The organism is Sporichthyaceae bacterium, from assembly GCA_036269075.1.
Classification (GTDB): Bacteria; Actinomycetota; Actinomycetes; order Sporichthyales; family Sporichthyaceae; genus DASQPJ01.
In genome coordinates this window covers 1-12,039 of record DATASX010000047.1, presented here as the reverse complement: position 1 = coordinate 12,039, position 12,039 = coordinate 1, and the positions used below count along the sequence as shown (strand labels likewise).

Sequence of the window (12,039 nt, the reverse complement as noted above, 5' to 3'; positions counted from 1 at the left end):
ATGGCCCAGCGCGATCGCGCCGCCGTTGACGTTGACCCGGTCGTCGTCGAGGCCGAGGTTCTCGCCCGAGGCGATGCCGACGGACGCGAAGGCCTCGTTGATCTCGATCAGGTCGAGGTCGGCCGTCGTGAGGTTCTCCTTGGCCAGGGCGGCCCGGATCGCGTTGGCCGGTTGCAGCTGAAGCGAGGAGTCCGGCCCGGCCACCGAGCCGTGGGCGCCGATCTCGGCGATCCAGCTCAGCCCCAGCGAACGCGCCTTGTCCTTGCTCATCACGACGACCGCTGCCCCGCCGTCGGAGATCTGGGAGGCCGTGCCCGCGGTGATCGTGCCGTCCTTGCGGAAGGCCGGCGGCAGCTTGCCCAGCGACTCGGCGGTGGTGTCGCCGCGGATGCCCTCGTCGTCGGTGAACACGATCGGTTCGCCGCGGCGTTGCGGGATCTCGACCGGGACGATCTCCTCGGCGAACAGCCCGTTCTTGGCCGCGGTGGCCGCACGCTGGTGGGAGCGGGCCGCGAACGCGTCCTGCGCCGCCCGGGTGATCGAGCCGTTGTGATTCTCCGTCAGTTCACCCATCGGGACGTCGGTGAAGGCGTCCCAGAGGCCGTCGTAGGCCATCGCGTCGACGAGCTTCGTGTCGCCGTACTTGAACCCGCTGCGGGACTTGGGCAGCAGGTGCGGGGCATTCGTCATGGACTCCATGCCGCCGGCCACGATCGTGTCGAACTCGCCGGCCCGGATCAGCTGGTCGGCCAGCGCGATCGCGGTCAGCCCGGACAGGCAGACCTTGTTGATCGTCAGCGCGGGGACGTTCATCGAGATGCCGCCGGCCACCGCGGCCTGGCGGGCGGTGATCTGCCCGGCGCCTGCCTGCAGCACCTGGCCCATGATCACGTACTGCACGTCGGCGGCGGGCACCTGCGCCCGGGCCAGCGCGCCTGCGATTGCCTTGCCGCCCAGCTGCGCGCCCGTGAAGTCCTTGAGCGAACCCAGGAGACGACCCATCGGGGTGCGGGCGCCGGCGACGATGACCGAACCTGACATTTGGTTGCACCTCCAGGCACGTGGCGGCCGGCTGCCGCCCCGCGTGCCACCATAACCACCGCAGCGTCCGTATCCGTTCCCCCGGGGAGGCCAGATGATCAACCGCATCGATCACGTCGGGATCGCGGTGCGTGATCTCGACGCAGCGATCGCGTTCTACGGGCGCACGTTCGGCATGACCGTGGTCCACGAGGAGGTCAACGAGGAGCAGGGCGTCCGAGAGGCGATGCTCGCCGTCGGCACCTCGGGCTCCTGCATCCAACTGCTCGCGCCGCTGTCGCCGGACTCCACGATCGGCAAGTTCCTCGACAAGAACGGCGAGGGCATCCAGCAGGTCGCCTACGGCGTGGACGACATCGACGCGACCTCGGCGCACCTGCGCGACGTCGGCGTGCGGCTGCTCTACGACGCCCCGAAGCGCGGCACCGCGAATTCGCGGATCAACTTCGTGCACCCCAAGGACGCCGGCGGTGTGCTCATCGAACTCGTCGAGGCTGCGGCGGACCCGCACTCACACTGAGTTCGTCCTGGACGACTCGACCTCAGCGGCGTGCTCGCTGCGGTGCTTATGGAAGTGCCGGAAGGCCAGGAAGCCCACGACGATCACCGCGGCGGCCATCGCGCCGCCGCGGCCGGCGACGCTCTCCACCTTCTTGTACGAGTTGCCCGCCGCGTAGCCCAGCAGCACGAACGTCGTCCCCCAGATCACGCCGCCGGCGACGTTGAACACCGCGAACTTGCGGTACGGCATCCGTGCCATGCCCGCCAGGATCGGCATCGCCGAGCGGAAGAACGACAGGAACCGCGCCAGGAACACGGCCATGCCGCCGCGCCGGTCCAGGAAGGCCATCGCCTGGCCGATCCGCCGCTCGTAGCGGGCCAGGACTCGCAACCGGAGCAGCCGCGGGCCGAACCGGCGACCGATCTCGTACCCGACGCAGTTGCCGGCAACCGCAGCGACCACCACGACCAGCACCACGACCGAGACATGAGCGTGTCCGGAGGACGACAACGCGCCGGCCACGATCGCCGCGGTCTCCCCCGGCAGCAGCAGACCGGCGTACTCCACGGCCACCAGCAACCCGACGATCAGATAGAGCCAGCCCTGGTTCAGGTTCTGGAGGTGATCGGTCATGGCGCCCACACCCCGCAGTCTTTCGCAACCCGACCCCTACTCGCCGGTAGCACCCACTGATACCTTGCCCGGCATGCAGCAGATTCTGGATGCCATCCAGGCACAGGACGCCGCGGCCGTTGCCGCTTGCACCGTCCCGAAGTCATACCGTGCGGTCACCGTCCATGCGGACGAGACGACCATGTTCGCGGGCCTGACCACGGCCGAGAAGGACCCGCGCCGCAGCCTGCACGTCGAGGAGGTCCCGACCCCGGAACTCGGGCCGGGTGAGGCGCTGGTGGCCGTCATGGCCTCGGCGATCAACTACAACACGGTGTGGACCTCGATCTTCGAGCCGCTGCCCACGTTCGGATTCCTGCAGCGCTACGGCCGGCTTTCCGAGCTCACCAAGCGCCACGACCTGCCCTACCAGGTCATCGGTTCGGACCTGGCCGGCGTGGTGCTGCGCACCGGCCCGGGCGTGAGCAAGTGGAAGGCCGGCGACCGCGTCGTCGCGCACTGTCTGTCCGTCGAGCTCGAGGACGCCGCCGGGCACGACGACACGATGCTCGACCCCCAGCAGCGCATCTGGGGCTTCGAGACCAACTTCGGCGGCCTGGCCGACATGGCCCTGGTCAAGGCCAACCAGCTGATGCCGAAGCCGGAGCACCTGACCTGGGAGGAGGCCGCCTGCCCGGGCCTGGTCAACTCGACGGCCTACCGGCAGCTGGTCTCGCACAACGGCGCGAACATGAAGCAGGGCGACGTCGTGCTGATCTGGGGCGCGTCGGGCGGCCTGGGCTCCTACGCCACCCAGATGGCGTTGACCGGTGGCGCGATCCCGGTCTGCGTCGTCTCTTCTCCGGAGAAGGCCGCGATCGTGCGCTCGATGGGCGCCGATCTGGTCATCGACCGCTCCGCGGAGGCCTTCAAGTTCTGGAAGGACGAGGCGAACCAGGACGTCAAGGAGTGGCAGCGCCTCGGCGCCCGGATCCGCGAGCTGACCGGCGGTGAGGACGTCGACATCGTCTTCGAGCACCCCGGCCGGGAGACCTTCGGCGCCAGTGTCTACGTCACCAAGCGTGGCGGCACGATCGTCACGTGCGCATCCACCTCCGGGTTCATGCACCAGTACGACAACCGCTACCTGTGGATGCACCTCAAGCGCATCCTCGGCTCCCACTTCGCCAACTACCGTGAGGCCTGGGAAGCCAACCGGCTGATCGACAAGGGCCTGATCCACCCCACCCTCTCCAGGGTCTACCCCCTCACCGAGACCGGCCAGGCCACCGTCGATGTCCACCGCAACATGCACCAGGGCAAGGTCGGCGTGCTGTGCCTGGCGCCGGAAGAGGGCATGGGCGTCACCAACCCCGAGAAACGCGCCCGCCACGAAACAGCCATCAACCGGTTCCGCAACAAATGACCACAGCGTGAGTGACCACAGCGTGCATTGACGGACTCAGTTCGTCCGAAATGTGCAGGTCTGTGCGGCCTTCGGGCGGCCCACCGGGACCTCGGTAGATCACAACGACCTGAATCGGGTCGCCGACCGTGGCACGATTTCCCGCATGGCCGCCGACCCGCCGACCGGTGACGCGACGCCACCGGCCAATTGGGGAACCCGGTTCGACACCACGTTGCGTGGCTACGACCGGGTCCAAGTCGACCGGCACGTCGAGGAACTTGCCCAGCGGGTGGCCGTGCTGCGCAGCGCCGTGGCCGCCGCGGAGGCCGCGGCCCGAGCCGCCCAGACCCAGTCCGCCTCGCTCATCGACGAGATCGTCGAGTTGCAGACGCGGTTGACGGTCGCCGAGCGACAGTCCGCGGTGCCCGTCGACAGCGCCGAGCGGATCATGGTCATGGCGCAGATGACCGCCGACTCACTACGCGCCGAGGCCGCCACCGACGCCGCTCGGATCCGGCGAGAGGCCATCGCCTCGCTCGAGGCGGCCCAGCGGCAACACGCCGAGATCCTGCAGTCTGCGGCGGTCGAGAAGGCCGCCATCCTGGCCGAGGCGCGGCAGACGGCGGTCGCGCTGGCCGAGGCAGGCAAGGCCACCGCGGAGGCCCGCCGCGCCGAGGGCCTCTCCTCCCGGAAACGCGCTGAGCAGGCCGCCCGCAAGGAGGCGGAGCAGATCACCGCCGATGCCCGGGCCCGGCTGGCGAACCTCGAGACCCTGGTCCGTGTCCGCGCGGCCGCCGCCGAGCACGCCGGATTCGGGATCGCGACCCGGGCCCACGCGCGGTCGGGGGAGTCGGCGGCCCGGATCCGGAGCAAGGCCCAGCAGGTGCTGGCCTCGGCCCGGGCGCAGGCCGAGGAGCTGCTGGCGGCCGCCGAACTCGTGCGGGCCGGTGCCGCGGAGGACCGGGCCGCGGCGGCGAAGGTGCGGGCCGACGCGACGGATTACGCCGAACAGCGCGCCCGCGAGGCGACTGCGGCGGCCTTGGCGGCCGAGAAGGGCGAGCTCGCCGAGCTACGCAGACGATCAGTGGAGATGATCGTCGAGTTCGAGGAGACCGAACGGGCGCTACGGGCGGTCGAGGACGAGCGGCGGCGGATGATCACCGGGCGGCTCGAGGTCTACCGGCACCTCACGGACGTCCAGTTGGCGCTGACGGCGCTCGTCGAGGATGCCGAAGCGGCTGCCGCAGACGCCGCTGGGGTGACTGCCCCCGCGTCTCCCCCGCCCCAGCCGCCACCCGGGGTCACCCTTCCGACACCGTCGCGACCGAGCTCGCCCGGTACCGCCGCGGGCAGCGCGGCGTCGCGGCCGTGGTCGGGCATTCCCGACCCGGACGACTTCGTGGCCGAGCCTACGGCGGTGCTCCCGACGATCGGCGCCACGCACGGCAAGATCTTCCGGAGCGACGACGAATGAGCGGCTTTCCGTTGCGGTGCCGCAGATTTCGTCCATCTGGGGAAACGTCGGGCACGTCGCAGGGCAGAGGGATGCAGAACGTGGTATCGGTGTCCATGAAGAATGCAGATAGGGCGCGGGATCGCGGGCCGCTCTGCAACGATGGGTGCCAGTCGATCACAAGAGATGACCAACAATGAACCGAGGACCGGTGTCGCGATGGCGATGAACGAAACCCCACCTGCATTCGACATCGTGCTGCGTGGGTACGAGCGGCGGCAGGTCGACGAGCACCTGGCGGCGCTGGTGAACGAGCGCATGAGCGCCGAACGTCGCGTCGCAGACCTGGAACAGCACCTGACCCGCGTCCGCAAGGAGTACGAGGCCGGCGGCGACCAGAGCCAGCCCTCCTACGCCTCATTGGGTGCCCGCGTTCAGAAGATCCTCGCGCTGGCCGAGGAGGAGGCGCGCGACGTCCGCTCGGAGGCGCAGGCCCTCAGCGAGCAGACCCGCTCCCAGGCGGCCACGGACGTCGACCAGATCCGCAAGCTCGGCGAGGACGACGCGCAGCGCCGCAAGGCCGCTGCCGAGCTCTCCTGCGTCCAGATCATGGAGAACGCGCACAACGAGAGCGAGCGCATCCGGGCCGAGGCCGAGTCCGAGGCCTCGGGGAAGATGTCCAGTGCCGAGAAGGTGATCGAGGAGGCGCGCGCCAAGGCCGCCCAGATCGCCACCGAGGTCGAGGCCAAGCTGGCCAAGCGCCGCGAGCAGGCCGAGCGCGACATGGCCGCCCGGCAGGAGGTCGCCGACGCTCGGCTGGCCGAGACCGGCTCCAAGGCCGACCAGATCCGCACCGAGGCGCAGAAGATGCGCGACGACGCGGAGGCCCGCGCCAAGCAGCTGCTCGAGGCGGCTCGCCGCGAGGCCGAGGACCTGGTCACCGATGCCCGCTCGAAGGCCGACCGGATGCGCATGGAGTCCGAGCGCGACCTGGCCGCCCTGACCCACCGGCGCGACAGCATCAACGCCCAGCTGTCCAACGTGCGCGAAATGCTGGCGACCCTCACCGGGTCGGCCGCAAATCTCATCGAGAGCGGCGGCAGCTCGCCGGCCGCGGGCCCGAGCGGGAACATGCCGACCCAGCCCGGCCCGGCCGCGGCGCCGACCATGCCGCAGCAGGCGCCGATGCAGAACATCGAGAACGGCTCCTCGCCCAGCTAGTGGCCCACAGCTCCGCCAGGGGCGGCACCCGATCGGGTGCCGCCCCTTCGCGTTGCCCCCCGATCGCCACTTCTGCTGCCTGTCCCACCCATCCTCCGCATCGGACAGGTGGGACAGGCAGCAGAAGTCGGGGGAATTGCTCAGCGCCCGCCGGGTGGGTGCCGGCGGTTGCGGGCGGCCCAGCAGGAGGCGTGCCAGTGCCGGCGGTCCGTGCCGTCCCCCTCGGCGCTCCAGGCCACCACGTGCGGCGTGCCGCCCGGGATCTCCTGGCCGCAGCCTGGACACCGGTATGCCTTCAGCGCGCTCGCCCCGGTGAGCCGGCGGACGTACCAGTTCCCGTCCGGGTGCTGCTCGTAGTCGGTCCCGTCAGTGCTTGTTGCGGCGGCCGCCGGTGGGCGGGGCCGCTCGGGGCGCGGGTGACGACGGGGCACCGGAGAATTGTCTCGCGCGGCCGCTCGATCAAGAATTGATCACGGCCTGAACGAATCAGGCCGGTGCCCCGTCCTCGTCACAGCAAGCCGGACGGCGTGGGGCCGTCCGCGAGCGCGGCAACAGCCGCCGTCCTGGGGAGACACGCCATGAACGTTCGCCGCACTTTGATTCCGGTCGCAGCCGCCGCGGTGGTCGGCGGGATCGTCACGACCCTGATCATCGGCAACGGCTCGGGCCCGGTGGTCGCGACGGCCACCGACTCGGCGAGCCCGGGCGCGGACACGGTGTCGGTCAGTGGCATCGGGCAGGTGACCGGCACCCCGGACGTGCTGCGCCTGTCGATGGGCGAGCAGGCCACCGGAGCGACCGTCGACGCGGCGCTGAACCAGGCGAACTCCGACATCAGCAAGGTGACCGCGGCGCTGAAGAAGCACGGCGTCGCGGACAAGGACATCCAGACGTCCGGGTTGAGCATCAACCCGCGCTTCGACCAGAACGGGCAGCACATCACCGGCTACGACGTAACCGAGTCACTCGCCGTCCAGCTGCGCAACCTCAAGGACGCCGGGTCGGCGATCTCCGACGCGACCGCCGCGGGCGGCAACGACACCCGGGTCGACGGGGTGTCCTTCGACATCGAGGACAACGCCGCGCTGCTGAACGCAGCGCGCGATGCAGCATTCGCCGACGCGAAGTCCAAGGCCGAGGAATACGCGAAGCTGTCCGGCCGCAGCCTCGGCAAGGTCAGCCAGATCAGCGAGACCACCGACACCGCACCGCGACCGATCCCCTACGCCATGGCGAAGGCCGCCGCCCCGGCCGCCGCGGACTCCGCGGTCCCGGTCTCGGCCGGCAGCCAGCAGGTCAGCGTCAACACCTCGGTGGTGTGGACCCTCAACTGACACGGGTCACTCGTCGGGGCACGCGTCTAGGATGGGCGCGTGCCCCGATACGAGTACCGCTGCCGCGAGTGCGACCACACGTTCGAGTTGACTCGCTCGATGTCGGCCTCCGGCGAGCCTGCGCCATGCCCGTACGGTCACGACGACACCGTGAAGCTGCTGTCGACCGTCGCCTTCACCGGCGCTCGCGGCGGATCCACGGCAGCCAAGGCCCCGGCCCCGGTCCGCGCCGGTGGCGGCGGATGCTGCGGCGGCGGCTGCTGCGGCTGACCCCGGCGGTCCGCGGATGCGGGCCCGACCACCACCGGGCGCAGTTGCAACCAGCGGTGCGATCCCGGACGCCGGCGCACCACAGCCGTTGCAACTCTGCCCGAGGGTGGTGCCCGCGTCCCGCGTCGGGCCTTAACGCCCCGCGCCTGAGTAGTCGCGGAAGCCGCGGGCGGTCTTGCGGCCCAGGTAGCCGGCCGTGACCAGGTGCTCCAGCATCGGCGCCGGGGCGAAGCCGGACTCGTGGAACTCCTCGAACAGCGTCCGCTGGATCGCCAGCGAGACGTCCAGCCCGACGACGTCGAGCAGATCGAACGGCCCCATCGGCAGCCGGCACCCGACCTTCATCGCCAGGTCGATGTCGTCAGCCGTGGCGTAGTTGGCCTCGAGCATCTTCACCGCGTCGTTGAGGTACGGGAACAGCAATGCGTTGACGATGAACCCAGCGCGGTCCCCGCAGGTCACGTCGACCTTCTTCAACGAGCGGCACAACGCCCGAGACGTCGAGACCACGTCCGGTGCGGTGGCCACGGTGTGCACGACCTCGACCAGTTTCATGATCGTGGCCGGGTTGAAGAAGTGCAGCCCGACGACGTCGGCCGGACGCGAGGTGGCCGCGGCCATCTCGATGACGGGCAGGCTGGAGGTGGTGGTTGCCAGGATCGCGCCAGGCCGGCACACCTCGTCCAGGGCCGCGAACAGCGCGGTCTTGACCCCCAGGTCCTCGACCACGGCCTCGACGACCAGGTCGACCGCGGCCAGGTCGTCCAGCGCGGTGGTGCCCCGGACCCGGGCCAGGGTGGCGTCGCGGTCGGCCTCGGACAGTCGGCCGCGCTGCACCGACTTCTCCAGCGACTTGGCCAACGCGCTGCCCACATTGGCCACCCGCTCGTCGCTGCGGGCCACGTAGATCACCTCGTGCCCGGCCTTGGCGAAGACCTCGATTATGCCGGTGGCCATGGTCCCGGTGCCGACCACGCCGACCGTCCGAACATCACGCTGAAGTGATGGAGCGTCACCCTGACCCGGCGTCAGATCGTCGGCCACCACGGTCGAGGAGCCCGGCCCGTCGTAGCTGTAGAAGCCGCGGCCGCTCTTCCGGCCGAGCAGGCCGGCGGTGATCATCTGCTTGAGGACCGGGGCCGGGGCGTGCACGCGACGGCGACCCTGCCGGTACATCGTCTCGAGGATCTCGTAGGTGATGTCCAGGCCGATCAGGTCGATCAGTGCCAGCGGGCCCATCGGGTAGCCGCAGCCGTACATCATCGCGGCGTCGAGGTCCTCGCGGCTGGCATAACGCGACTCGAACATCGTCGCCGCGTGGTTCAGGTCGCCGAACAGCAGCGCGTTGGTGATGAACCCGGCCTTGTCGCCGCACACCACGGGGGTCATGCCGAGCTTCTCGATGAACACCTTGCAGCCGTCGACCACGGTCGTATCGGTGACCAGCGTCCGCACGATCTCGACGAAACCGATGACCGGTGCCGGGTTGAAGAAGTGCAGGCCGACGACCCGGCGCGGGTTGGCGGTGGCCACCGACAACTCGGTGACCGACAGCGAGGAGGTGTTCGTGGCCAGCACCGTCTCCGGGCCGACGACGCCGTCCAGCGAACGGAACAGCGCGCGCTTGACCTCGAGGTCCTCGGTGACCGCCTCGATCACCAGGTCGACGCCGGCCAGCGCGGCCGGGTCGCTCCCCAGCGCAACCCGGCCGAGGATGGCGGTGCGCTCGCCCGCGTCGAACTTTCCGCCACTGACCGCGCGCGCCGTCGAGGACTCCAGCAGCGCCCGGGCCCGGGCCACCCCGGCGTCGTCCTTCTCGACCGCGACGACCGCCAGGCCGTTGCGGGCGAGCACCTCGACGATGCCCGAGCCCATGATCCCGACGCCGATGACACCGACTGTGCCGAACTCTGCAGCCATTGCGCACTCCTTCGAGTCCCCGCGGACTTCCCGACCAGGCCCGGCGCCACGTTACCGGACAGTAGATTTCACCGACAGGCACATCGCCGACGGGTTCGGCTGCCGTCGTAGGCTGAGTCACCGTGCGCCTCGTGATCGCCCGTTGCTCCGTGGACTACCTGGGTCGGTTGACCGCCCATCTCCCGCCGGCCACGCGCCTGCTGCTGGTCAAGGCCGACGGCTCCGTGCTCGTGCATGCCGACGGCGGTTCGTACAAACCGCTGAACTGGATGTCGCCGCCCTGCACGCTCACCGCGACCGAGGGCGAGTGGACCGTGCTGAACAAGGCCGGCGAGAAGTTGGTGATCCACATCGAGGAAGTGCTGCACGATTCGGAGCACGAACTCGGCGTCGACCCCGGGCTGGTCAAGGACGGCGTGGAGGCGCACCTGCAGAAGCTGCTGTCGGAGAACGCCGAGGTGCTCGGCGCCGGCTGGCGCGTGATCCGCCGCGAGTACCCGACCTCGATCGGCCCGGTCGACCTGCTCTGCAAGGATGCTGACGGAGCGTCAGTTGCCGTGGAGATCAAGCGCCGCGGCGAGATCGACGGCGTCGAGCAGCTCACCCGCTACCTCGACCTGATGAACCGCGACCCGCTGCTGGCCCCGGTCAGCGGGATTTTCGCCGCCCAGGAGATCAAGCCGCAGGCCCGAGTGCTGGCCGAGGACCGCGGCATCCGCTGCGTAGTGCTGGACTACGACGCGCTGCGCGGCATGGACGACGTGGAGAGTCGGCTCTTCTGACCGGCCCGCCCGAACCGACGGCTGCCGAACACGACCGATACTCCTGAGCCGGCCGGCGCGGCGAGCCGCGACCCCCGAGTCACGGCTTTGTTCCGCAGCCTTCGGGCTCAGAGCCCGTTGGCCGCCCGGATGACCTCGACGATGCGTTCCATGATCTCGGTCAGGGCATAATTCTTCGGGGTGAACACCTCGGCCACGCCTTGGGCGCGCAAGCTCGCGGCGTCGCTGTCCGGAATGATGCCGCCGACCACCACGGGCACGTCGGCGGCGCCGGCCTCCTTCAGCCCGCGCAGGATCTCCGGGATCAGTTCCATGTGCGAGCCGGACAGGATCGACAGGCCGACGCAGTGGACGTCCTCCTCGACCGCGGCGGCCACGATCTGCTCGGGCGTCAGGCGGATGCCCTGGTACACGACCTCGAAGCCGACGTCGCGGGCGCGGACAGCGATCTGCTCGGCCCCGTTGGAGTGCCCGTCCAGGCCGGGCTTGCCGACCAGCAGGCGCAGTCGGCGCCCCAACGCGGTGCTGGTGGCCTCCACAGCCGCACGGGCGCGGGCCAGGTTGCCGGCGTCCGCGCTGCCGACCACCCCGCCGACCCCGGTCGGGGCCCGGTACTCACCGAACACCTCACGCAAGGCCCCGGACCACTCCCCGGTCGTCACCCCGACGCGGACGCAGTCCAGCGTCGGATCCATCAGGTTCACGTCGGTCTTGGCCGCGGCGCGCAACGCGTCCAGCGCCTCGGCGACGGCGTCGGGGTCGCGCTGCGCCCGCCAGGCCGTCAGGCTCGCGATCGCGGCGGCCTCGGCCTTCGGGTCGGCGACCTGCACCGCAGCATCAGCATCGGCCAGCAGCGGGTTCGGTTCGGTCTCGGTGAACCGGTTCACCCCGACCACGATCTCGGCCCCGGACTCGATCCGGGCCCGCCGCGCCGCGTGCGAGGCGACCAGCGCGGATTTCAGGTAGCCGGACTCCACCGCGGCGACCACACCACCGACGCGCTCGATCTCGGCCATCTGCTCCAGCGCCGCGGCCACCAACTCGGCGACCTTGGCCTCCACCACCACCGACCCGGTGAACAGGTCCTCGTACTCCAGCAGGTCGGACTCGAAGGCCAGCACCTGCTGGATGCGTAGCGACCACTGCTGGTCCCACGGCCGCGGCAGGCCGAGCGCCTCGTTCCACGCCGGCAGCTGCACCGCCCGCGCCCGCGCCGACCGGCCCAAAGTGACCGCGAGCGCCTCGAGCACGATCCGCTGCACGTTGGTCTCCGGCTGCGACTCGGTCAGCCCCAGCGAGTTGACCTGCACCCCGTAGCGGAAGCGCAGCATCTTCTCGTCGGTCACGCCGTAACGCTCGCGCCCGATCTCCTCCCAGAGCGCCGACATCGCGCGCAGCTTGGCGTGCTCCTCCACGAACTTGATGCCGGCGTTCACGAAGAACGAGATGCGGCCGAAGACGCGCGGGAAGGTCCGGTCGTCGACACGCTCACGGAC

General features: G+C 70.2%; 12 protein-coding genes. 7 read left to right on the top strand and 5 right to left on the bottom strand.

From position 1 onward, the window contains the following. A partial coding sequence (locus tag VHU88_09315) for an acetyl-CoA C-acetyltransferase (GenBank protein ID HEX3611870.1) occupies nucleotides 1-1,041 on the bottom strand: 1,041 nt, incomplete at its 3' end. Nucleotides 1,042-1,135: 94 nt separating this feature from the next. Between VHU88_09315 and mce the strand changes: the two genes are divergently transcribed. Continuing rightward, a complete protein-coding gene (mce, locus tag VHU88_09310) occupies nucleotides 1,136-1,561 on the top strand; it encodes a methylmalonyl-CoA epimerase (GenBank protein HEX3611869.1) in 426 nt (141 codons plus the stop codon). Here the strand turns inward: mce and VHU88_09305 are convergent. Continuing rightward, entirely contained in the window at nucleotides 1,553-2,176 is a 624-nt protein-coding gene (locus VHU88_09305) for a DedA family protein (GenBank protein HEX3611868.1), read from the bottom strand. The genes mce and VHU88_09305 overlap by 9 nt on opposite strands. 73 nt (nucleotides 2,177-2,249) lie before the next feature. Between VHU88_09305 and ccrA the strand changes: the two genes are divergently transcribed. The 3 genes from ccrA to VHU88_09290 all read left to right on the top strand — a co-directional run bounded on the left by ccrA (nucleotide 2,250) and on the right by VHU88_09290 (nucleotide 6,237). Then, nucleotides 2,250-3,581, top strand: coding sequence for a crotonyl-CoA carboxylase/reductase (gene ccrA, locus VHU88_09300; protein ID HEX3611867.1), 1,332 nt, complete (start codon nucleotides 2,250-2,252; stop codon nucleotides 3,579-3,581). A gap of 145 nt (nucleotides 3,582-3,726) precedes the next feature. Further along, a complete protein-coding gene (locus VHU88_09295) occupies nucleotides 3,727-5,037 on the top strand; it encodes a hypothetical protein (protein HEX3611866.1) in 1,311 nt (436 codons plus the stop codon). Between the two features lie 198 nt (nucleotides 5,038-5,235). Then, nucleotides 5,236-6,237 (top strand): cellulose-binding protein, encoded by a 1,002-nt coding sequence (locus VHU88_09290; protein ID HEX3611865.1) that lies wholly within the window; start codon nucleotides 5,236-5,238, stop codon nucleotides 6,235-6,237. 140 nt (nucleotides 6,238-6,377) lie between these two features. On the opposite strand, the gene VHU88_09285 is transcribed toward VHU88_09290, so the two are convergent. Then, a complete protein-coding gene (locus VHU88_09285; GenBank protein HEX3611864.1) occupies nucleotides 6,378-6,668 on the bottom strand; it encodes a hypothetical protein in 291 nt (96 codons plus the stop codon). A 147-nt stretch (nucleotides 6,669-6,815) separates the two neighbouring features. On the opposite strand from VHU88_09285, the gene VHU88_09280 reads away from it, so the two are divergent. Then, on the top strand, nucleotides 6,816-7,571 hold the full coding sequence (locus VHU88_09280) for an SIMPL domain-containing protein (GenBank protein ID HEX3611863.1): 756 nt from the start codon (nucleotides 6,816-6,818) through the stop codon (nucleotides 7,569-7,571). 39 nt (nucleotides 7,572-7,610) lie between these two features. After that, nucleotides 7,611-7,841 carry a zinc ribbon domain-containing protein gene (locus VHU88_09275; protein ID HEX3611862.1) on the top strand — a complete coding sequence of 77 codons (231 nt, stop codon included), beginning with the start codon at nucleotides 7,611-7,613 and terminating at the stop codon, nucleotides 7,839-7,841. A 132-nt stretch (nucleotides 7,842-7,973) separates the two neighbouring features. Here VHU88_09275 and VHU88_09270 read toward each other — a convergent pair whose 3' ends face one another. Beyond that, nucleotides 7,974-9,761 (bottom strand): 3-hydroxybutyryl-CoA dehydrogenase, encoded by a 1,788-nt coding sequence (locus VHU88_09270; protein ID HEX3611861.1) that lies wholly within the window; start codon nucleotides 9,759-9,761, stop codon nucleotides 7,974-7,976. 122 nt (nucleotides 9,762-9,883) lie between these two features. On the opposite strand from VHU88_09270, the gene nucS reads away from it, so the two are divergent. Beyond that, complete coding sequence (gene nucS / locus VHU88_09265) at nucleotides 9,884-10,543, top strand: endonuclease NucS (protein ID HEX3611860.1); 660 nt, start codon at nucleotides 9,884-9,886, stop codon at nucleotides 10,541-10,543. Nucleotides 10,544-10,650: 107 nt separating this feature from the next. Here nucS and VHU88_09260 read toward each other — a convergent pair. Further along, a partial coding sequence (locus tag VHU88_09260) for a methylmalonyl-CoA mutase family protein (GenBank protein ID HEX3611859.1) occupies nucleotides 10,651-12,039 on the bottom strand: 1,389 nt, incomplete at its 5' end.

Coding starts and splice junctions, on each gene's coding strand:
- VHU88_09280 (HEX3611863.1), top strand. CDS start 6,816: ATGAACGTTCGCCGCACTTTGATTCCGGTCGCAGCCGCCGCGGTGGTC.
- mce (HEX3611869.1), top strand. CDS start 1,136: ATGATCAACCGCATCGATCACGTCGGGATCGCGGTGCGTGATCTCGAC.
- VHU88_09270 (HEX3611861.1), bottom strand. CDS start 9,761: ATGGCTGCAGAGTTCGGCACAGTCGGTGTCATCGGCGTCGGGATCATG.
- ccrA (HEX3611867.1), top strand. CDS start 2,250: ATGCAGCAGATTCTGGATGCCATCCAGGCACAGGACGCCGCGGCCGTT.
- VHU88_09290 (HEX3611865.1), top strand. CDS start 5,236: ATGGCGATGAACGAAACCCCACCTGCATTCGACATCGTGCTGCGTGGG.
- VHU88_09295 (HEX3611866.1), top strand. CDS start 3,727: ATGGCCGCCGACCCGCCGACCGGTGACGCGACGCCACCGGCCAATTGG.
- VHU88_09305 (HEX3611868.1), bottom strand. CDS start 2,176: ATGACCGATCACCTCCAGAACCTGAACCAGGGCTGGCTCTATCTGATC.